The organism is Bacteroides xylanisolvens XB1A, from assembly GCF_000210075.1.
GTDB lineage: Bacteria > Bacteroidota > Bacteroidia > Bacteroidales > Bacteroidaceae > Bacteroides > Bacteroides xylanisolvens.
Map to the genome: position 1 here is coordinate 4,402,444 of NC_021017.1, position 23,278 is coordinate 4,425,721.

The window sequence follows — 23,278 nt, forward strand, 5'->3', positions numbered from 1 at the left end:
ACTTTTAACTCTCAACTCTCAACTCTCCCTTCTCAACTTCTTAAAGGTTTTTACCGTGGCAGTTCTTATACTTCTTGCCGCTTCCGCATGGGCAAGGATCGTTACGTCCTACAGTCTTTTCTGCACGGATAGGTTCACGTTTCTGCTGTTCACGAGTATCCTGGCTGGCAGCAGCCTGCTGGTTCGGATCACTCAAGTCCTGCTTGTTTTCGCGATACTTGCTCATATCCTGACGTTGTTCAGGAGCAGCCTGACGCACTTCCACACGACGGGCAGCCTGTTCGTCCGGAGCTTCCTGTACAGGAATTTGTCCGCGCATCAAGATAGATATAGTCTGGTTGTTGATCTTGTTCACCATGGCGTCGAACAAAGTCACAGATTCCAGTTTATAAATCAACAGCGGGTCTTTCTGTTCGTAACTTGCGTTCTGTACGGAATGTTTCAGTTCGTCCAGTTCGCGGAGGTTTTCTTTCCATGCTTCGTCGATGACGTGGAGCAGGATTGATTTCTCGAACGATTTCACCACTTCTTTAGATTCCGATTCGTAAGCCGCTTTCAGGTTACAAGAGATATTATACATTCGTTTACCGTCTGTAATAGGAATCAGGATGTTTTCGTACATGTGTCCCTGATTTTCATATACCTGTTTGATAACCGGATTAGCGATCTGTGCCAGACGTTCAGTTTTGCGTTTGAAGTTATCCATCGCAATGTTGAAAGTCTTTTCGGCCAACTTTTCTTTCTTCTCGTTACGGAATTCTTCTTCAGTGAACGGAGTTTCCATCGCCAATGTCTGAAGCAGTTCCATTTGGCAACCTTCATAATCATTGTTTTCGATAGCATTGGCACAACGGTCCCAAATCATGTTCACGATGTCCATACCGATACGTTCACCCATCAAAGCGTGGCGGCGTTTGGTGTAAACCACTGTACGCTGCTTGTTCATCACGTCGTCATATTCCAACAGACGTTTACGAATACCGAAGTTATTTTCTTCCACCTTCTTCTGGGCACGTTCGATAGAATTGGAAATCATCTTGTGCTCGATCATTTCGCCTTCCTGGAAACCAAGTTTGTCCATTACGCTGGCGATACGGTCGGAGGAGAACAGACGCATCAAATCATCTTCCAGTGACACAAAGAATACAGAAGAACCCGGGTCACCCTGACGTCCTGCACGACCACGCAACTGGCGGTCTACACGACGGGATTCGTGACGTTCCGTACCGATAATTGCCAAACCGCCCGCAGCTTTCACTTCCGGACTTAACTTGATGTCGGTACCACGACCAGCCATATTGGTAGCGATGGTTACTGTTCCGCTCAAACCGGCAGTAGCAACGATGTCCGCTTCTTTCTGGTGCAGTTTGGCGTTCAATACCTTGTGCTCAATCTTACGCATGGTAAGCATTTTGCTCAACATTTCGGAGATTTCTACCGAGGTAGTACCCACCAATACCGGACGTCCTGCCTGAACCAATTTTTCGATTTCCTCGATAACAGCTTTATACTTTTCGCGTTTCGTCTTGTAAACGCGGTCGTTCATATCCTTTCTTGCAATCGGACGGTTGGTCGGGATCACGACTACGTCCAATTTGTAGATATCCCAAAGTTCGCCTGCTTCCGTTTCAGCAGTACCGGTCATACCGGACAGTTTGTGATACATACGGAAGTAGTTCTGCAAAGTAATCGTTGCAAAGGTCTGCGTAGCAGCTTCCACTTTCACACGTTCCTTGGCTTCGATAGCCTGGTGCAATCCGTCAGAGTAGCGGCGACCTTCCATGATACGGCCTGTCTGCTCGTCTACAATCTTCACCTGTCCGTCGATCACTACATATTCATCATCTTTCTCGAACATGGTGTAAGCCTTCAACAACTGGTTGATGGTGTGTACACGTTCCGATTTGATGGCATAGTTTGTCAGAAGTTCATCTTTCTTTTCAAGCAGTTGTTCGTTAGTCAGATGTTGGTTTTCCAGTTCCGAAAGTTGTCCGGCGATGTCCGGAAGAACGAACAATGTCGGGTCTTCAGAGTTACCGGTAATCAGGTCTACCCCCTTGTCTGTCAGGTCTACACTATTCAGTTTCTCGTCGATTACGAAATACAGCGGATCAGTAACTTCATGCATACGCTTGTTGTTCTGTTCCATGTAGATCTCTTCCGTCTTGAGCATACCTGCCTTGATTCCCTGTTCACTAAGGAACTTAATCAAAGCCTTGTTTTTCGGCAATGCCTTGTGGCTGCGGTATAAAGCGAGGAATCCTTCTTCCACTTCTTTCTTATCGTTGGATGCGATCAGTTTCTTAGCTTCGGAGAGATATTTGGTAGCCAATACTTTCTGTGCTTCTACCAGACGTTCTACTAACGGACGGAGTTGCTCGAACAATTGGTCGTCGCCTTTCGGTACAGGACCGGAGATAATCAACGGAGTACGGGCGTCGTCAATCAATACCGAGTCGACCTCATCGACGATGGCATAGTTGTGCTGACGTTGTACAAGGTCTTTCGGGCTGATAGCCATGTTGTCACGCAGGTAGTCGAAACCGAATTCGTTGTTCGTACCGAACGTGATGTCTGCCAGGTATGCCTGACGGCGTGCGTCGGAGTTCGGTTGATGGCGGTCGATACAATCCACGCTCAATCCGTGGAACATATAAAGAGGTCCCATCCATTCGGAGTCACGTTTGGCGAGGTAATCATTCACGGTAACCACGTGCACACCGTTTCCGGTCAGTGCGTTAAGGAATACCGGGAGGGTAGCCACCAATGTTTTACCTTCACCGGTTGCCATTTCCGCAATCTTACCTTTGTGCAGAACGACACCACCAAAGAGCTGTACGTCGTAGTGAACCATGTTCCATACCGTATCGTTTCCACCGGCTATCCAGTGATTCTGATAGATGGCCTTGTCGCCTTCGATGCGTACAAAATCTTTCGTTGCAGCCAGTTGGCGGTCAAAATCCGTAGCGGTAACAACGATTTCTTCATTTTCTGTGAAACGTTTGGCAGTGGCTTTCACGATAGAGAAAGCAACGGGCAGTACTTCGTCCAGTGCTTTTTCATATTTCTCCAGAATTTCTTTTTCTGTCTTATCGATTTGTGCGAAGACTTCTTCGCGGTCTTCCAGTTCCAGTGTCTCGATGCTTGCCTTCAACTCTTCCACTTTCGCACGTTCGGCAGTAGCCGATTCATGGATATATTTTTTGAGTTCTTCCGTTTTGGCACGGAGGGCGTCGTTGTCCAGTTTTTCAACCTCCGGGTAGGCAGCTTTGATCTTTTCCACCCAGGGCTTGATTTCTTTCATGTCTCGTGTGGATTTGTTTCCGAAAATCGAGCTTAAAAATTCATTAAATCCCATGTTATATTATTTAGTTTATTATTTATCTTTTTCTGCACCACAGATTTCACGGATTTACACAGATTTTTTCATATAGAACACGGATCTTTCTTTTTAATCTGTGTGAATCTGTGGGATTTGTGGCGAATAATCTCCGCAAAGTTACATTAAAATGCTGATTTATTTATGTTTTGCTCCCTGTTTTTGTGAGTAAATTTTTACCGTAGGTCGGTAATAGGAGCAGAAGTACAGGCATTGGGAGCCCGGATGCGCATGAAATGTGCCAGTGTGGGCGCAATATGTTCAATGGTTACAGGTGTCTGGATAATGGCCGGTTTTACGGAATGTCCCATGAAAATCAGCGGTGAAGGGATATAAGAATGACGTACCACTTTGTTTTCGCCGCCGTTCTCGTTGACGATGGTCCATCCGGGAAGGACGTCGATTACGAGGTCGCCCGAACGTTTGCGGTGGTAGCCGTTGCGTATTTTATGAATTTCCGGTGTCCATGAACCCAGCAACAGCCGGTTGGCTGAATATGCTTCGTTCACTCCGCTGAACTGCATCAGGAATTCTGCTGACTTTTGTTGGATCTCTGCCAGATTCAGTTCCTTCTTTTCCAGCAATTTATGATTCAGATAAATCTGCTGGTTGTGGTGAGCTTCCACATACTTTCCTTCGCCATACGTAGCCATCAGGTACATATTCAATAGGGCGGCACAACGGTTGAGATAAAACTCTCCGCCGGGAATCTTGTACAATCCCGAGTCAGCCGATTCGCTGTCCGTATATCCGGTGGAAGTGACGAAAATAAGCACGTTTTGTAGTCCTACTTTCTTGTCGAGCGCTTCGAGCAGGTTTTCGATACTGCGGTCGAGACGCACGTAGGTGTCTTGTATTTCCATGGCACATTCTTGTACGGATTTATGTGCGTAGTTTCCTGCATAATAAGTAAGTGCCAATAAGTCAGTAATGTCATCCATGCCGATGGAGCTTTTGTTCAATGCTTCTTCGGCAAGTGCGTTCACTTCGTCATTCACAAAAGGGCTGGCGATGAAGCGTCTGTACTTATTGTTACGGTCGTCATCAAATTTATATTTGAAGAGTATATCCCGCCAATCTGGCAGAAAAGTGTACATGCCACGGGGGAATACCGGTTCCCATGTCATACCCGCAATACGGAAATCAATCGCCTGCCGGTCATTGTATTGGCTTGCCCACCACGGAAACTCTCCATAATAGGTCGTTCCGCTCCATTTTCCGGTGTTGGGATTGAGCCAGAAAGCACCGTTTCCGGCATGTCCGGCTGCGAAAAGCGCGGCGTCGCAATCGGGGGCGATGGCATATACGAGTCCTTTGCCTTGGGTAGCTATTTTAAGCTCGTCGGCAATGGTGGAAGTCAGTAATTTGGTGGGTGCGGCCGTTTGGTCGGTGTAATATCCCATGAATGCTGTGTCGTCTGTGCTGTTGACGGGGCGAAGGGTAGAGGCGTCCATCCATCGTTGGGAGATGATTCCGTTCATGGAAGGCGTCGTGCCGCTGTAAATAGCTGCGATGGCAGAAGCGCGGTCTACGCCGCAGAAGGTATATTCGGCGTTATGGAACACTCTTCCCTCTTTCCAAAGACGTTTGAAGCCTTTCTCGCCGTAGAGTGACGAAAATGCTTCCAGATAGTCCGTACGCAGTTGGTCGATAGTCAGCCCTACCACTAATTTAGGGGCGGAAGGCAGTGACTGGGCTTGTAGCCCGGTGAAAGTCAGTACGGTGATGAGGGAAGTTAGTAGTCCTTTCATTATTTCTTTTTAGATGTCACAATCAGATTGCTTGCTGAACGTATCAGCAAAACGAGTGCCAAAGGTACAACAGCAAAGTCAAATCTTTGCGGAATTACAGGAAAAAGCACTATAAAAAGTGTTAAAACGACCAGATTCAAGGTCAAGTACCAGCATTTCTTCCCTTTTCGGACACAATATACGATGTAGGGAAGGAAAAGAAGTTGTCCCGGATGGAAAACCAATAACAGGAAATTGGAGCTGACTGCCGGGTGTTGGGAGAAGAGGGCGAGGAAGGCGAGGACGCATCCCACGATACCTGCCATGCCAAAAAGAACAAGGTCGATCCCCCATAATCCGGTTCTTCGGCGGATGCCATAGATCGTGGCGGCGGCTGTCAGTATAAATAAGAGTAACGAGCATTGGAGCGGAGTGGGCATCCAGCCGCTTTTATCCGGTTCGGGAGTGACGTCGATTATCAGCTCGTTGGTCTTGACAAGCGGACGGGAATAGGTATCTGTGGAAATCTGTGCGCCGTCGAAAGCATCCATCAGATAGAAGGGGGCAAACATCATTTGCCGTTGTGTGACGGGCTGGTCGGCTTCGCTTCCGATGCAGAGGTCGATGCCGAAACGCGCCCACGGATGTCCTTTGCAATATTGATGTACGATGTCGCGGAAAGTGCGCGAACCATCCTGCGGTTCCGTCGGATAAACCACCTTTCCTGCAATGCTTTCTTCTATCTTGTCCCGGGGACGGGTGGCGCAATTGTCGTAAAAGAAATTATAGCGGTACACCCGGTTTTCCGGACGATAATTTTCTTGTAATAACTGGATTAGTTTTGTTTTCTCTTCATCAGTCAGATTCAGTGTTTGCTGCCACACGCTGCGTCCGTAGAATGCGTATTCAGCCGCAAAATGCTCATAATCCGTCACTCCCAGTTGGTAGTCGGTTTCTCCGAGCGAGAAGCGGAAGATGAAGTTAGGAGTGTTGAAACTGAATAATCCGTAATTGAACACAATGTCAATCCCTTGTGACGGGTTTTCATAGCGGATGGCAGTGTGTCCGAACAGGGAATATATTTCTTCTCCGGGAGCGCAAGTCAACAAGCTCAAGCGGATGGAGTCGTTGCTGTTGGCAGGTGCTTGTCCGGCGGACGGAAGCAACAGGAAGAAGGAGAGGATTGTATATAAGAAAAACCGTTTCATTAGCAGGCTCGTTTTATTTTGGTGGCAAATATAGGAAGAATTGTTGGATTCGGGAAAACGGTGGTTCTGTTTTATCGGAATAGAGTCTCTATTTCATACAAACAGAGGCTCTATATGGCTTAAACAGAGGCTCTGTTTCCCTCAAATAGAGCCTCTATTTTGGGGCTAAAAAATCGAACAGCCAAACGAACACCCCCTGAAGGTGGCTCAACTGCTTGTCTGTCATGCGTTTGCAACGCTCGAAAAAAAGTAGGCGAACCACCAACCGAACATATATAAATACTAAAATATAATAATCTATATAATATAGTTCGCTCAACACACTTTTTCTGTGTTTTGTGAATGAAAAAATGAAGATGATTCAGGAAATTTGCCTTTAGATGAGATAAAACGGAGCCTCTGTTTGGATGAAATAATGTTTCTGCTTGAACGGAAAATTGATTACAAAACAGTGGAACGCTTTGTGGAACGCTGTTTTTCTCTTGTAATCTATTGCTTATTAGTTGTTTATGATGTAATGAAAAAGGACTGCCGAACGCAAAGTGGAATACATAATAAACAATAAAAGATAATTGATCTATTTAAAAATAGATAGTTCGATTTTTTGTTTTGGGGGATTTCTAAAATGAAAAAAGAAGATAATTCCTCTTCTATGCTTCAACTTTTCTTTTTTTACTTTACCTTTGCGCCCGCTAAAGAACCAAAAGATTTGAATTTAATAATCGACATAGGAAATACAAAGGCAAAGATTGCTTTCTTCGACGGCGGAGAAATCGTGGATGTAGTAGCTGAATCCAATCAGTCTTTAGGTTGCTTGAAAGCTCTTTGTTCTCAATATCCGGTTGAACAGGGGATCGTGGCTACTGTCATTGATCTAAACGAAAAGGTATTAGCTGATTTGGCCGCTTTGCCGTTTCCTTTGCTCTGGCTCAATCATCAGACTCCGCTTCCGGTTGTCAACCTGTACGAAACTCCCGAAACATTGGGATATGATCGTATGGCTGCCGTAGTGGGTGCTAATGAGCAGTTTCCTCATCGGGATATATTGGTGATTGATGCGGGAACTTGCATTACTTACGAGTTTATCGACTCAAAAGGCCAGTATCATGGCGGTAATATTTCTCCCGGTATGCAAATGCGTTTCAAGGCATTGCATCAGTTTACAGGACGTTTGCCTCTGGTGGACACCAACGGGCGCAAACTCCCGATGGGACGGGACACCGAAACGGCTATACGTGCCGGAGTGATGAAAGGGATGGAATACGAAATTTCAGGTTATATTGAGTCTATGAAGCATAAATATCCTGAACTTTTGGTTTTTTTAACGGGCGGAGATGATTTTTCTTTTGATAGCAGCGTAAAAAGTATCATCTTTGCAGATAGATTTTTAGTGTTGAAAGGATTAAATAGAATTTTAAACTATAATAATGGTAGGATTTAAACACACACTTTGTGCGCTTTTGCTCACGATGGTTACCGGAATGGCAATCGCTCAAAATAATACAAACTCTCCTTATACACGATATGGCTATGGCGACTTGTCCGATCAGAGTTTCGGGAATAGCAAGGCGATGGGGGGAATTGCTTTTGGACTTCGGGATGGAGCACAGAGCAATCCGCTGAATCCTGCTTCGTATACAGCCATTGACTCGTTGACGTTTATTTTTGAAGGAGGCGTTAGTCTGCAAAATATGAATATTAGTGGCGGTGGTGAAAAATTGAACGCAAAGAATTCAAGCTTTGACTATTTGGCTATGCAATTCCGCCTGCATCCGAGAGTGGCGATGAGTATTGGGTTGCTGCCGTTTTCTAATATAGGATATAACGTGTCGAAAAACAATGAACCTACAAGTACTTCTCCGTATAGTACGAAAAGCCTTGTTGGTGAAGGTGGCTTGCATCAGTTGTATGTTGGTGCAGGGGTGAAAATCCTGAAAAACCTGTCTGTGGGTGTGAACGCTTCTTATTTTTGGGGAGATATGACCCGTTCTTTAACAATGCTTTATCCGAACACAGCTTCCGCCAATTCGTATATAAGCCAAACTACCGTATCGGTTTCGGACTATAAATTAGATTTTGGAGTACAATACACACAGGAGTTGAGCAAAAAACATTCAGTGACAATTGGGGCGGTTTTTTCTCCGAAACATAAACTGAATAATGATTATACTGTAACGACGCAGGTTAGTACGACTAACAGCAACAATTTGGATGCTACGTTGGAGCTTCCGAATGTGTTCGGAGTCGGATTCACATACAACTATGACAAACGCTTGACTGTCGGTGCAGATTATAGTTTGCAACAGTGGTCAAAAGCTAAGTTTGGTGTAAATACATCGGATGATGCTGTGCGTAAGGAGTTCAATGAAACATACACGTATTGCGACCGTCATAAAATATCAGTGGGTGCGGAATATATTCCCAATTTGATTGGACGTTCCTATTTATCCCACATCAAATATCGTTTGGGAGCTTATTATACGACTCCGTATTATAAGATTGGCGGTAAAGACGCAGCCCGCGAATATGGCGTAACAGCCGGTTTCGGTCTGCCTGTGCCTCGTTCCCGTTCCATCCTTAGCATCAGCGGACAGTTTGTTCGTGTAAGTGGACAGGAATCGACCTTTGTAAACGAAAATATCTTCCGCGTTAGCATCGGATTGACGTTCAACGAACGTTGGTTCTTCAAACGCAGAGTAGAGTAATTGAAATGAATGTAAGAAGAGAAAGAATAGACGACTATAATAATAACAACTAAAATTTAGATACAATGAAAATTAAAACGCTTGTGGCTATGTTGTTCCTTTCGGCAGGGGCAACCACTGTGGTAGCACAGGATGCGACTAACTGTAACTCGAACAGTAGTATCTCGCATGAAGCTGTGCGTGCAGGTAACTTTAAAGATGCGTATACTCCTTGGAAAGCTGTGTTGGAAAACTGCCCGACGCTTCGTTTCTATACTTTTACTGACGGATATAAAATTCTGAAAGGCTTGATGGGACAAATCAAGGATAGGAATAATCCGGAATATCAGAAATATTTTGATGAACTGATGAATACGCATGATTTGCGTATCAAATACACAGATGAGTTCTTGGCTAAAGGTACAAAAGTGTCTTCTGCTGATGAAGCTCTGGGTATCAAAGCAGTAGATTACATCGCTTTCGCTCCGAAAATTGATGTTAATCAGGCTTATCAATGGTTGAGCCAGTCGGTAAATGCAGTAAAAGCTGAATCTGCTGCCGCTACTATCTTCTATTTCCTGCAAATGTCTTTGGATAAACTGAAAACAGATCCTAACCATAAGGAACAATTCATTCAGGATTATCTGGCTGCTTCTGAATATGCTGATGCTGCTATTGCTGCTGAAACGAACGAAGCAAAGAAGAAAAACTTGCAAGGTATCAAAGATAATCTGGTTGCTTTGTTTGTAAACAGCGGAACAGCTGATTGCGAATCACTGCAAAACATCTATGGACCGAAAGTAGAAGCTAACCAAACAGACCTGGCTTACTTGAAGAAAGTAATTGACATCATGAAAATGATGAGATGTACGGAAAGCGAAGCTTATCAACAGGCTGCTTTCTATGTGTACAAAATAGAACCTAGTGCAGATGCCGCTACCGGATGTGCTTACCAAGCATTTAAGAAAGGTGACATCGACGGTGCTGTCAAATTCTTCGACGAAGCCATTGGATTGGAAACTGACAACGTGAAGAAAGCTGAAAAAGCATACGCTGCCGCAGCAGTATTGGCTTCTGCTAAAAAACTGTCTCAAGCAAGAGCATATTGCCAGAAAGCTATCGGGTTCAACGAAAACTATGGTGCTCCATATATCCTGATTGCCAATCTGTATGCAATGAGCCCTAACTGGAGCGACGAGTCAGCTTTGAACAAGTGTACTTACTTTGCAGTAATCGACAAACTGCAACGTGCAAAACAAGTAGATCCGAGCGTAGCTGAAGAAGCTAACAGCTTGATCGGTAGATATTCTGGTCATACTCCACAAGCTAAAGACCTGTTTATGTTAGGTTACAAGCAAGGCGACCGCATCACTATCGGCGGTTGGATAGGAGAGACTACAACGATTAGATAACCGTATGTTGCGAAAACGAAGAAACCGTTTGTTGCATAAAAGCATGAGCATAACAATCACCTTCGGGGTGGTTGTTATGCTTCTTTTATTATCTTCCTGTGGCGGAAAACAGAAAGCTATGGGAGAGGCTATCACAGAACGTGATTCTCTTCCGGTGATGACCACATTGGGAGTTACTACCCTTATTTCCGATTCCGGAGTGACACGTTATAGGGTGAACACGGAAGAGTGGATAATGTACGACCGTAAAAAGCCTTCGTATTGGGCGTTTGAAAAAGGTGTGTATATGGAGCAGTTCGACTCTATCTTTAATGTAGAAGCCAGTATTAAAGCAGATACTGCCTATTATTATGACAAAGAAAGGCTTTGGAAGCTGATAGGGAATGTGGATATACAGAACCGCAAAGGAGAGCGTTTTAATACCGAACTGCTCTACTGGAATGAGGCCACTCAAAAAGTGTATTCCGACAAGTTTATACGTATTCAGCAACCGGACAGAATTATCACAGGACACGGCTTCGACTCGAACCAGCAAATGACTATATATACCATTCGTAATATTGAAGGTATTTTCTATGTGGACGAGGAAGCGAGTAGCGGTCCGCCCCAACCGGAAACAAAAGCACTGCCGGATTCAGTGAATAAAGATGCTGCGAAATAGGCGAAGTCATATCATTGTACCGTACCTCGTAAATCGTCTGATCGTAAATCAAAACTTATGAATATTTATATCTCTCTAATTATCACCATGGTCTTTTCCGCTTTCTTTTCAGGAGTGGAGATTGCCTTTGTGTCGGTAGACAAACTGCGTTTTGAGATGGAACGCAAGGGGGGAATTACGTCCCGCATCCTTTCTATCTTCTTCAAGAACCCGAATGAATTTATCTCTACCATGTTGGTGGGGAATAATATCGCACTAGTCATCTATGGTATTCTGATGGCACAGATTATCGGCGACAATCTGCTGGCGGGATTCATTGACAATCATTTCCTGATGGTGTTGGCGCAGACCGTTATTTCTACCCTGATTATCCTGGTGACTGGAGAGTTTTTGCCGAAAACAATCTTCAAAATCAATCCCAATCTGGTCTTGAATGTTTTTGCCATTCCGCTTATTGTTTGTTATGTGGTTCTCTATCCCATCTCCAAATTAGCCTCCGGCTTGTCTTGTATCTTCCTTCGCCTCTTTGGAATGAAGGTTAATAAGGATGCGTCCGACAGAGCTTTTGGAAAAGTCGACCTCGATTACTTCGTACAAAGCAGCATTGATAATGCCGAAAATGAAGAAGAGCTGGACACGGAAGTGAAAATCTTCCAGAACGCCCTCGACTTCTCGAACATAAAAATCCGCGACTGCATCGTTCCCCGTACCGAAGTGGTGGCTGTCGATCTGACTACTTCGCTGGACGAGCTGAAAAGCCGCTTCATAGAATCCGGAATCTCCAAGATAATCGTATATGACGGGAATATCGATAACGTAGTCGGTTATATCCATTCGTCGGAAATGTTCCGTGCCCCGAAAAACTGGCATGAGAATGTGAAACAAGTGCCGATTGTGCCCGAAACCATGTCCGCCCATAAACTGATGAAACTTTTCATGCAGCAAAAGAAAACGATTGCCGTAGTGGTGGATGAATTTGGCGGTACGTCCGGCATCGTGTCTCTGGAAGACCTCGTTGAAGAAATCTTTGGAGATATAGAAGACGAACACGATAACACTTCCTATATCAGCAAGCAAATCGACGAACGCGAGTATGTGTTGTCCGCCCGCCTGGAGATAGAAAAAGTCAATGAGACGTACGGACTCGACTTGCCCGAATCGGATGATTATCTGACAGTAGGAGGGTTGATCCTGAACCAATATCAGAGCTTCCCGAAGTTGCATGAAGTGGTCCGGGTAGGACGTTATCAATTCAAGATAATTAAGGTCACAGCGACAAAAATAGAACTCGTGCGATTAAAAGTCTTGGAATAATGACGATAATCAAGAAATTTTTAGCCAATAAATAGATGCATATTAGCATTTTTTGTATCTTCGTGCGCTAAAACGACAAAAGAAAGAAATAATAATAAACATAAATCGTATTAATCAAAATGGCAACGTTACAAAACATTAGGTCGAAAGGACCTCTATTGGTGATTGTTATCGGCTTGGCGCTGTTTGCTTTCATTGCGGGTGACGCATGGAAGGTGATGCAGCCGCATCAGGCACATGACGTAGGTGAGGTGAACGGAGACGCTCTTTCCGCTCAAGAGTATCAGAATTTGGTAGAAGAATATACCGAAGTGGTGAAACTCATGCGTGGGGTGACCGCCTTGAATGACGAACAAACCAATCAGGTGCGCGATGAAGTATGGCGTTCCTACGTAAACAATAAACTGATTGAAAAAGAAGCAAAAGCATTGGGACTGACTGTTTCTGCTGCTGAAATCCAGGACATCCTGAAAGCTGGCGTTCATCCTTTGTTGAGACAAACTCCTTTCCAGAATCCGCAAACAGGAAACTTCGACAAGGATATGTTGAACAAGTTCCTCGTGGAATATGCCAAGATGAGCGAATCACAAATGCCGGCACAGTATGCTGAACAATACAATAACATGTATAAATACTGGTCTTTCATTCAGAAAACACTGATCGAGAGCCGTCTGGCAGAAAAGTATCAGGCATTGGTGTCTAAAGCTCTTCTTTCTAATCCGGTGGAAGCACAGGACGCTTTCGATGCAAGAGTGAACCAGTACAACGTGTTGATGGCTGGTATTCCTTACTCTTCTGTAGTGGACTCTACAATCGTAGTGAAAGAATCGGAACTGAAAGACTTGTATAACAAGAAGAAAGAACAATTCAAGCAATATCAGGAAACTCGTGACATCAAGTACATTGATGTACAAGTGACTGCAAGTGCTGAAGACAGAGCTGCTATCCAGAAAGAAGTGGACGAAGCTACTGAACAGTTGGCTACTACTACGGAAGATTATACTTCTTTCATCCGCTCGACTGGCTCGGAAGCTCCTTATGTAGACTTGTTCTATAACAAAACAGCTTTCCCGTCAGATGTAGTTGCCCGTTTGGACTCTGCTTCGATAGGTACTATTTATGGTCCTTACTATAACGGTGCCGACAATACAATCAACTCTTTCAAAATTGTAGCTAAAGCTGCTGCTGCCGACTCTGTCGAATTCCGTCAGATTCAGGTATACGCAGAAGATGCTGTGAAGACAAAGACCTTGGCTGATAGTATCTACAATGCGATCAAAGGCGGCGCTAACTTTGCTGATCTGGCAAAGAAATATGGTCAGACTGGTGATGCAAACTGGCTAACTTCTGCACAGTATGAAGGTGCGCAGATAGACGGCGATAACCTGAAATTCATCTCTGCTATCAACAATGCAGGTGTAAACGAACTGGTGAACTTGCCGATGGGACAAGCAAACGTAATTCTTCAGGTAACGAACAAGAAATCTGTAAAAGACAAATATAAAGTAGCTGTTATCAAACGTGAAGTAGAGTTCAGCAAAGAAACTTACAACCGTGCTTATAATGATTTCAGCCAGTTTATCGCAGCTAATCCGAGTGTAGAAAAGATGGTAGCTAACGCTGAAGAAGCCGGTTACAGACTGCTCGACAGAATGGATTTGAGCAGCTCTGAACACAATATCGGTGGTGTAAGAGGTACAAAAGAAGCGTTGAGATGGGCGTTTGATAAAGCAAAACCGGGTGATGTTTCCGGCTTGTACGAATGTGGCGAAAGCGATCACATGATGGTAGTAGGTCTGGTAGGCATTAAGCCGGAAGGATATCGTCCGTTGAAAGCAGTACAGGATCAGTTGAGAGCTGAAATCGTAAAAGATAAGAAAGCTGAAAAGATTATGGCTGACATGAAAGCTGCCAATGCAACTTCATTCAACCAGTACAAAGAGATGACTAATGCAGTCAGCGACTCTTTGAAGATGGTTACTTTTGCAGCTCCTGCATACGTATCAGCATTGCGCAGCAGCGAACCGCTGGTAGGTGCTTATGCTTCTGCAGCTGAAGTGAATCAGTTGAGCGCTCCTATTAAAGGTAACGCCGGAGTATTTGTATTGCAAGTATACGGTAGAGACAAGTTGAACGAAACATTCGACGCAAAAGCTGAAGAAGCTACGCTGACTAACATGCACGCACGTTTTGCCAGCCGTCTGATGAATGATTTGTATCTGAAAGCAAACGTAAAAGATACACGCTTCTTGTTCTTCTAAACAAGTAGCAAGTAATAGATATTAGGCACGGATTACACGGATTTACGCGGTTTAAACTTTTGAGGGAACCGCGAAACCCGTGTAATCCGTGCCTTTTTTGTGGTCGTTTTTTTGTTTATGGTCTTTGTTATCTGATTAAATTTCCATATCTTGCTAATCTTTATCAATTGGCTTTGCGAAATACTTCATTAACTAATACGAATCTATATTATGACTAAACAACTAGCCCAGTATTCAGTTCCCGCTGAAAATTCACGTGTTATCCGTGTATTCCTTTCGTCAACGTTCAGAGACATGGAGATGGAACGTTCTGCATTAGTCAAACTCTTTAAGGGTTTGCAAGTGAAGGCTGCCAGCCGTGGTGCCACCATTTCATTGGTTGATTTGCGTTGGGGAATCACAGAAGAAGATGCGAAAAGCGGCAAGGTTGTTGAAATATGCCTGAAAGAGATCGTTAACTCCCGGCCTTTCTTCATTGGTATGGTAGGCGACCGCTATGGATGGTGTCCCAATTATGAAGATTTATCTCAAACTCTCAATGACAGCTTGGAATATCGTTGGATAGAAGATGACTTGAATCACCATTTGAGTGTGACGGAAATTGAAATGCAGTTTGGTGTACTGCGCAATCCCAATCCGTTACATGCCTATTTTTATATAAAACAGTCGGCAGATGATGAACTGTCTTGCCCTGAAGAGGAGTCTCTTAAATTGAAACGTCTGAAAGAGAGTATTTTGCAACAGGATCGTTATCCTGTGCAGGAGTATGATTCGCCCGATCAGTTGTGTAACCTTGTGGAAGCTGCTTTCACGGAATTGCTTGAACGGGAGTTTCCGGATGTACTGACCGTTGAAGATAATCAAGCATTGCAAGAACAACTGACGCGCAATGAACTCTTATTCAACTATCACCCAATACCTGAAGCAGATCAGGCGTTTGCTGATTTTTTGGCGGCGGATGAACAGCGGTGTCTGGTGGTAACGGGCGGTTGCGGTCTTGGCAAGAGCGCTTTGTTGGCTCATTGGAGCGATTTGGTGAACAATGATATGCCGATGATTCCTATCTATCATCGCTTGGATAGTACTACATTGTCTTCCTATCCGGAAACGTTGGCGAGAATGTTAGCTTCCAAATGCCAGAACGCACTCAAGCATCAATCTTTGGGTGAAGAAAATTTGTTCGCAGCGGAAGTCTCAAAAGAACTGGACTCGACCCAAAGCACTGCCAAATCCATCATGGACGCCGTGAAAAACTCGGTTTTGATGGGAGATGCTGGCTTGAACACTTTTTCAGGGAACACACTTCGAAACCTCAAGGAGATTGAAGAAGATTTGAATTCTATTCAAAAGTTCAGTCAGTTGTGGAGTGCGCTGGGTGCATCAAGATACCCTATCATTCTGTTGATTGATGACATCAGTTATCTGAATCCGACTGAAGCATCCCTGTTTTCTTTATTTGCATCTATTCCCCCGAACGTGAAAGTCGTGTTGAGCTTTTCTGCGTCATCCACTGCCTACCTGCCCTTTGTTCAGAATGGCTACGCCCATTTCCAGTTGAATGGCTTTTCACAGGCGGATGCCAAGTCGTTCTCAAAGCAATATTTGTCTACTTACTCCAAGGCTTTGTCTGCACAACAGGAAGATATTCTTGCTTCGTGGGTGCTGGCTAAACAACCGCGCTGTTTAAGTGTATTGCTCAACGAGCTGGTTTCGTTCGGTCAGTACGATGCTCTCAATGAATATATGAGTGGATATTGCCGGCTCAATGAGGTTGGGCAATTCTATGACAGTGTGTTACGGCGTTTGTCGGCTGATTATGGTTTCGAAGAGATTGGAAGAACGCTTCTGATGCTTTCACTTACTTTAGAAGGATTTACCGAAGATGAAGTGAAGAGCATGGCAGACATTAATCAGATACTTTGGTCGCAGTTGAGAGTGGAAATGAGCAGCTGGCTCACCAACAAAGGAGGGCGATATTGCATTGGTGACACACAAATGGTAGAGGCAATCGAACGCTATTTCGCTCAAGATGACGAATGTATAGATGATAGTCGCCATGAAATTATTTCCGCTCTGCTGGATGAGGAAGAAATCCTTTCCCATCCGTTGACTTTTGCCGATTATAACTATCGCATGAAACAGTTCTGCTACCATGATTCGTATCGTTATAAAGTGGAGATTACCTATCAATGCTATAAGATGCAAGAATGGGATATATTGAAGGATTGGATTTGTGATGTGGAGATTTTCGAGATTCTGTATCGCACGAATCGTTCTCTGTTGGAAGATAGCTGGAAGGCGATCATGAACGACAATCCTGAAGTTACGCCTGAAGTCTATGCCGAATTGGACTTTGATGAGATCGATTCTTTTTTAATTCCTGTCATTGCTAATGATATGGCTACTTTCTTGAGCAGTTCTTTCCATCTGACGAAGGCGGCAGCTGCTGTGAGTGAGAAGAGTATGGAAGGTGCTGCCATGCCACTCATTGCCAAGTCGGTATTGAAGATGAATGAGGGATGCCGGTATGCCCGTAATGAAGAATACGAAACGGCATGCGACTGTTTCTTGAAAGCATTGGTGATGCAGGAAAACATTGTACCGACTCCGGAACTGGAGATTGCCAACACCTGCCGAAATCTAGCTCTGGCATATTACTACAATGAGCAATACAATGAAGCGGCGATCTATTTGAATAGGGCGCTTGATTATCATGCGGCTTCTGCTGACGAGAAGAGTCAGGCAGAAGTCATTGAACTTTCCGAATATCTGGCTTATTGTGATTACTATAAGGATGAGGAAGAGAGTGCTGCCGAGAAATTCCGGAAAGTAGCTGAAATGCACGAGTCATTGAATGGCAGACTGTCCGGTGGAGTGGCTAAATGTTTGCGTATGCAGGGTAAATGTCTTTATTATATCAAACGATACGATGAAGCATGGATGCTGATGAATCAGGCGTTGGACATTGCTATACAGATAGATAGCAAAAAACAGATCGTCGCTTGTCATAAACAGTTGTATTATCTGTGCAGGGAATTCAAACGGATGATGAATGAACGTGGCGATGAGCAGGCGTCTACTTTATTCTTCCGTGAGTCTCTTCTGCATGAAATGTATTTCAGCGAAAAACCGCGTCTGGCGGAATTGACTGTCCGCTACGAGGCATTGAGATGTGATATTATGCAGCAGTATTACATGAATAAAGACTATGATAACGTGATTCGTATTGCAACGTCTTTGGATTTTCACGATGATACTGACCCTAATGCTTCCTGTCTGGTATATTATTACAAAGCACAGGCTTATGTGAAGTTGGAGAATTATCCAATGGCGAAAGAGGCTTTCTTCAGAGAGCTTGAACTGCGAAAGAAATATCTGGGATGGGAGGATGAAGATACGATTCTGGCTTGTCAGAACCTAGGGGTTTTGCACAGCTTTTGTAATGAACGGGAAGAGGCGCTGGCTTGTTTCCGTGAGGCGTACGGTCATGAAGTGAAAAAGAATGGCGAGGATTCTGAAATGGCGCAAAAGCTACTTCAATATATCAGCGTGGTTGAATCATAACGGAGGCATACTTTCCTTTTTTGTTAACTTTTACATTCCTGCTATACGGAAATCGACTTTATTTCCTTACATTTGCAGATATAAACTATCAACAGAAAGAAGAATGTCTAAATATCCCCTTTTAGGAATGACTCTTGTAGAGCTTCAATCATTGACAAAAAGACTGGGTATGCCCGGCTTTGCTGCCAAGCAGATTGCATCCTGGCTTTACGAAAAGAAGGTAGCCTCGATTGATGATATGACTAATTTGTCATTGAAACACCGGGAGTTGCTCAAGCAGAACTATGAGGTGGGAGCGGAAGCTCCGGTAGATGAAATGCGCTCTGTAGATGGTACGGTGAAGTATCTTTATAAAGTGGGTGAGAACCATTTTGTAGAGTCGGTTTATATACCGGATGATGACCGGGCAACGTTGTGCGTGTCGTCACAAGTGGGCTGCAAGATGAACTGTAAGTTCTGTATGACCGGCAAACAGGGGTATACCGCTAACCTGACCGCCAGCCAGATCATAAACCAGATTCATTCGCTGCCGGAACGGGACAAACTGACTAATGTCGTAATGATGGGAATGGGCGAGCCGCTCGATAACCTGGATGAGGTATTGAAGGCATTGGAACTACTGACCGCTACCTACGGTTACGCATGGAGTCCGAAGCGTATCACGCTTTCTACTGTCGGGCTACGGAAAGGATTGCAGCGCTTTATCGAAGAAAATGACTGCCACCTTGCCATCAGCCTTCACTCTCCGCTGACCGTTCAGCGTGCTGAATTAATGCCGGCGGAAAAGGCGTTTTCAATCACCGAAATGGTGGAACTGTTAAAAAACTATGATTTTAGTAAACAACGTCGACTTTCGTTTGAATATATTGTTTTTAAAGGGCTCAATGATTCGCAGGTCTATGCCAAAGAGTTGCTGAAACTTCTTCGCGGGCTGGATTGCAGGGTGAATCTGATTCGTTTTCATGCCATACCGGGGGTAGACCTCGAGGGGGCGGACATGGATACGATGACCCGTTTTCGTGATTATCTGACGTCACACGGACTTTTCACCACTATCCGTTCATCCAGAGGCGAAGATATTTTTGCCGCTTGCGGTATGCTGTCGACAGCGAAACAGGAGAAAAATAATGAAAGTTAATATATAAAACCGAACATCATGAAAAAGTACTCTTTTATTTTATGCATCGCTTTGGTAGCCTTTGTCGTTGCATCTTGTGGTCTGAAAGGAAATCACACCTCTAGTGGTCGTGCTTACGAGCTTTTGGTTGTAGTAGATCACGGTGTTTGGGATCGTGCTGCCGGAAGGGCTTTACATGATGCGCTCGATGCTGATATGCCCGGTTTGCCGCAGTCGGAACCTTCTTTCCGGATTATGTATACTTCACCGAAAGATTATGATTCTACGCTGAAGTTGATACGTAACATTATTATTGTAGATATACAGGATATATATACGAAAGCCTCGTTCAAATATGCGAAGGACGTGTATGCCAATCCGCAGATGATATTGACTATCCAGGCTCCGAACGAAGAAGAGTTTGAGAAGTTTGTGGAAGAGAACAAAAAGACGATTGTCGACTTCTTTACCCGTGCGGAAATGAACCGTCAGATTACGTTCCTGGAAGGGAAACACAGTAATTTCATTTCGCAGAAAGTGGACAGTTTGTTCGGATGCGACATCTGGGTGGATGCCGAACTGGCTAATTCAAAGACCGGGGATGATTTCTTTTGGGCTTCTACCAACACAGGTACTGCTGACCGTAACTTTGTGATGTACTCTTATCCGTACACTGACAAGGATACGTTTACCAAAGAATATTTTGTGCACAAACGTGACTCCGTGATGAAAGCCAATATCCCCGGATTCAAGGAAGGCGTTTATATGTCGACCGATAGTTTGCTGACCGATGTCCGTCCGATCAATGTACAGAACAGCTACACAATGGAAGCACGTGGCCTGTGGCGTATGAAGGGCGACTTTATGGGTGGTCCGTATGTGTCTCATACTCGTCTGGACGAGAAAAACCAACGAATTATTACAGCAGAAATATTTGTTTATTCACCTGATAAAATGAAACGCAACCTGGTACGCCAGATGGAAGCATCTCTGTATACACTGAAACTTCCGAATGAAGTTCAGCAGAAGCAGATTCCATTGGGAGAGGCATCTAAGGAAGCGGAACAAACTAATAAATAAAAACATGGAAGATAACAAGATAAGGATAGGTATCACCCAAGGAGATATTAACGGGGTGGGCTATGAGGTGATTCTTAAGACATTTTCCGACCCTACGATGTTGGAACTATGTACTCCGATCATTTATGGCTCACCGAAAGTAGCGGCTTATCATCGCAAAGCGCTGGATATACAGACCAATTTCAGCATTGTCAACTCTGCTACCGAAGCGGGGTACAACCGTTTGAGCGTGGTGAACTGTACGGATGATGAGGTGAAAGTGGAATTTTCCAAACCCGATCCCGAAGCCGGTAAAGCTGCGTTGGGGGCTTTGGAACGTGCCATCGAAGAATATCGCGAAGGGTTGATAGACGTTATCGTAACAGCTCCGATCAACAAACATACGATTCAGTCGGAAGAGTTCTCTTTCCCCGGACATACGGAATATATCGAAGAACGTCTGGGCAATGGTGATAAGTCATTGATGATTTTGATGAAGAATGATTTCCGGGTGGCTTTGGTGACGACACATATCCCTGTCAGAGAGATCGCGACTACGATTACCAAAGAACTGATTCAGGAGAAACTGATGATATTCCATCGTTGTCTGAAACAGGATTTCGGTATCGGCGCTCCGCGTATTGCGGTGCTCTCTCTCAATCCTCATGCCGGAGACGGTGGTTTGTTGGGAATGGAAGAGCAGGAAGTGATTATCCCTGCCATGAAAGAAATGGAAGAAAAAGGAATCCTTTGCTACGGTCCTTATGCGGCCGATGGCTTTATGGGTTCGGGCAATTATACTCATTTTGACGGTATCCTGGCGATGTATCACGATCAAGGGCTGGCTCCGTTTAAGGCCTTGGCTATGGAAGACGGGGTGAACTATACGGCAGGACTGCCGGTAGTACGTACTTCTCCGGCTCATGGAACGGCATACGATATTGCAGGCAAGGGAGTGGCTTGTGAAGATTCTTTCCGTCAGGCAATCTATGTTGCCATCGACGTGTTCCGTAATCGTCAGCGGGAAAAAGTGGCTCGTGCCAATCCGTTGCGTAAACAGTATTACGAGAAACGTGACGATAGTGATAAACTGAAGCTGGATACAGTAGACGAAGATTAAAAACGAGTGATGACGAAAGCAGAGATACAACAAGTGAAACAGCGTTTCGGTATTATTGGAAATACTGAAGCATTGTCGCGCGCCATAGATGTTGCCATTCAGGTAGCTCCTACCGATTTGTCTGTGCTGATTACCGGAGAAAGTGGAGTCGGAAAAGAAAGTTTTCCGCAGATTATTCATCAATATAGCCGGAGGAAGCACGGACAGTATATTGCTGTCAACTGTGGCGCTATTCCGGAAGGTACGATTGATTCCGAACTGTTCGGACATGAGAAAGGTGCGTTTACCGGTGCGATTGGCGAACGGAAAGGGTACTTTGGCGAAGCCGACGGCGGTACTATTTTTCTTGATGAAGTAGGGGAGTTGCCGATGTCTACCCAGGCACGTTTGCTCCGTGTACTGGAGAGTGGCGAGTTTATGAAAGTAGGTTCGTCCAAAGTACAAAAAACGGATGTGCGTGTGGTGGCGGCTACCAATGTCAATCTGACACAAGCGATTGCAGAAGGACGTTTCCGTGAAGATTTATATTACCGGTTGAATACGGTGCCTATCCAAATACCGCCTTTGCGTGAACGTGGTGACGATGTACTTTTGTTGTTCCGTAAGTTTTCCGCAGACTTTGCAGAGAAATACCGGATGCCTGCTATTCAGTTGACGGAGGATGCGAAGAAAGAGTTGTTGGCTTACCCGTGGCCCGGAAACGTGCGCCAGTTGAAGAACATCACCGAGCAAATATCTATCATTGAAACCAACAGGGAGATCTCTGCTGCTATCTTGCAGAATTATCTTCCCGCACAAAATACGCAACGTCTTCCCGCGCTGATGGGAACGCGTGAGAGTAAAGGCTTTGAGAGCGAACGGGAGATTCTTTATTCTGTTCTGTTCGATATGCGCCAGGAAGTGGCGGAGCTGAAGAAGATGGTGCACAACCTGATGGCGGAACGTGCCGGACAGGTGGGGCAGGTAGGACAAATGGGAACGGTGGTTACTACTCCGGTAGTGACGGCGCATCAATCTTCGGTACCTGCTATTATTCACACCATGCAGCCCACGGTTTGCAAGGATGATGATGACATACAAGACACGGAAGAATATGTAGAAGAATCTCCTTTGTCACTGGACGAAGTGGAGAAAGAAATGATACGCAAAGCACTTGAGAGGCATCATGGAAAGCGGAAGAGTGCGGCCAAGGACTTGAATATTTCCGAGCGTACACTTTATAGAAAAATAAAAGAATATGAATTGGATTAAGAAAATAATACGCCCTTTGTTACTGTTCGGCTTGCCGTTGGTAGTCATTGCGTGCACTGTTTCCTATAAGTTTAACGGATCGTCTATCAATTATGATAAGGTAAAGACCATTTCGATAGCCGACTTCCCGATCAAGTCGGAGTATGTGTATGCTCCGTTGGCAACCAAGTTCAATGAGGACCTGAAAGATATCTTCATCCGGCAGACTCGTCTGCAACTGCTCAAGCCGAGTCAAAATGCCGACTTGCAGATTGACGGAGAAATCACAGGGTACAATCAGTACAATCAGGCAGTATCTGCCGACGGTTATTCTTCGGAGACGAAGTTGACTATCACCGTCAATGTACGTTTTGTCAACAACACCAATCATGCCGAAGACTTTGAACAACAGTTTTCTGCGTTCCGTACCTACGACTCTACCCAGTTGTTGACTGCTGTACAGGACGGATTGATTGCTGAAATGTCTAAAGAGATCACCGACCAAATTTTTAATGCAACTGTAGCAAACTGGTAATATA

General features: G+C 44.7%; 15 protein-coding genes. 12 read left to right on the forward strand and 3 right to left on the reverse strand.

Annotation, left to right across the window (positions count from 1 at the left end; all coding sequences use genetic code 11):
- Positions 1-40 precede the first annotated feature (40 nt).
- The 3 genes from secA to lnb form a co-directional block, all read right to left on the reverse strand.
- Positions 41-3,358 (reverse strand): preprotein translocase subunit SecA, encoded by a 3,318-nt coding sequence (gene secA, locus BXY_RS16805; protein ID WP_009039709.1) that lies wholly within the window; start codon positions 3,356-3,358, stop codon positions 41-43.
- 197 nt (positions 3,359-3,555) lie between these two features.
- Positions 3,556-5,130 (reverse strand): alkaline phosphatase family protein, encoded by a 1,575-nt coding sequence (locus tag BXY_RS16810; RefSeq protein WP_015532487.1) that lies wholly within the window; start codon positions 5,128-5,130, stop codon positions 3,556-3,558.
- On the reverse strand, positions 5,130-6,317 hold the full coding sequence (gene lnb, locus BXY_RS16815) for a lipoprotein N-acyltransferase Lnb (protein WP_015532488.1): 1,188 nt from the start codon (positions 6,315-6,317) through the stop codon (positions 5,130-5,132). The genes BXY_RS16810 and lnb overlap by 1 nt, the downstream gene beginning before the upstream one ends.
- Before the next feature lie 652 nt (positions 6,318-6,969).
- Here lnb and BXY_RS16820 point away from each other — a divergent pair.
- The 12 genes from BXY_RS16820 (at position 6,970) to lptE (ending at position 23,274) form a co-directional block, all read left to right on the forward strand.
- The gene (locus BXY_RS16820) at positions 6,970-7,758 is read left to right on the forward strand and encodes a type III pantothenate kinase (RefSeq protein WP_008645330.1); all 789 of its coding nucleotides are present in this window, start codon (positions 6,970-6,972) and stop codon (positions 7,756-7,758) included.
- Positions 7,745-9,022, forward strand: coding sequence for an OmpP1/FadL family transporter (locus BXY_RS16825; RefSeq protein ID WP_015532491.1), 1,278 nt, complete (start codon positions 7,745-7,747; stop codon positions 9,020-9,022). The genes BXY_RS16820 and BXY_RS16825 overlap by 14 nt, the downstream gene beginning before the upstream one ends.
- Before the next feature lie 65 nt (positions 9,023-9,087).
- On the forward strand, positions 9,088-10,413 hold the full coding sequence (locus tag BXY_RS16830; protein WP_008017009.1) for a hypothetical protein: 1,326 nt from the start codon (positions 9,088-9,090) through the stop codon (positions 10,411-10,413).
- A 43-nt stretch (positions 10,414-10,456) separates the two neighbouring features.
- A complete protein-coding gene (gene lptC / locus BXY_RS16835) occupies positions 10,457-11,074 on the forward strand; it encodes an LPS export ABC transporter periplasmic protein LptC (protein WP_015532492.1) in 618 nt (205 codons plus the stop codon).
- Between the two features lie 57 nt (positions 11,075-11,131).
- Positions 11,132-12,388 carry a hemolysin family protein gene (locus BXY_RS16840; protein ID WP_004314044.1) on the forward strand — a complete coding sequence of 419 codons (1,257 nt, stop codon included), beginning with the start codon at positions 11,132-11,134 and terminating at the stop codon, positions 12,386-12,388.
- 119 nt (positions 12,389-12,507) lie between these two features.
- Complete coding sequence (locus BXY_RS16845) at positions 12,508-14,649, forward strand: peptidylprolyl isomerase (RefSeq protein ID WP_015532493.1); 2,142 nt, start codon at positions 12,508-12,510, stop codon at positions 14,647-14,649.
- A gap of 210 nt (positions 14,650-14,859) precedes the next feature.
- Entirely contained in the window at positions 14,860-18,213 is a 3,354-nt protein-coding gene (locus tag BXY_RS16850) for a DUF4062 domain-containing protein (RefSeq protein WP_015532494.1), read from the forward strand.
- Between the two features lie 103 nt (positions 18,214-18,316).
- Positions 18,317-19,351, forward strand: coding sequence for a 23S rRNA (adenine(2503)-C(2))-methyltransferase RlmN (gene rlmN, locus BXY_RS16855; protein WP_004309803.1), 1,035 nt, complete (start codon positions 18,317-18,319; stop codon positions 19,349-19,351).
- 18 nt (positions 19,352-19,369) lie between these two features.
- The gene (locus tag BXY_RS16860) at positions 19,370-20,410 is read left to right on the forward strand and encodes a DUF4837 family protein (RefSeq protein ID WP_004309802.1); all 1,041 of its coding nucleotides are present in this window, start codon (positions 19,370-19,372) and stop codon (positions 20,408-20,410) included.
- Positions 20,411-20,414: 4 nt separating this feature from the next.
- Positions 20,415-21,509 (forward strand): 4-hydroxythreonine-4-phosphate dehydrogenase PdxA, encoded by a 1,095-nt coding sequence (gene pdxA / locus BXY_RS16865; protein ID WP_008645324.1) that lies wholly within the window; start codon positions 20,415-20,417, stop codon positions 21,507-21,509.
- A 9-nt stretch (positions 21,510-21,518) separates the two neighbouring features.
- Positions 21,519-22,760 (forward strand): sigma-54 interaction domain-containing protein, encoded by a 1,242-nt coding sequence (locus BXY_RS16870; protein WP_015532495.1) that lies wholly within the window; start codon positions 21,519-21,521, stop codon positions 22,758-22,760.
- On the forward strand, positions 22,747-23,274 hold the full coding sequence (gene lptE, locus BXY_RS16875; protein ID WP_004301888.1) for an LPS assembly lipoprotein LptE: 528 nt from the start codon (positions 22,747-22,749) through the stop codon (positions 23,272-23,274). Before BXY_RS16870 ends, lptE begins: the two co-directional genes overlap by 14 nt.
- The last annotated feature ends 4 nt before the right edge of the window (positions 23,275-23,278 follow it).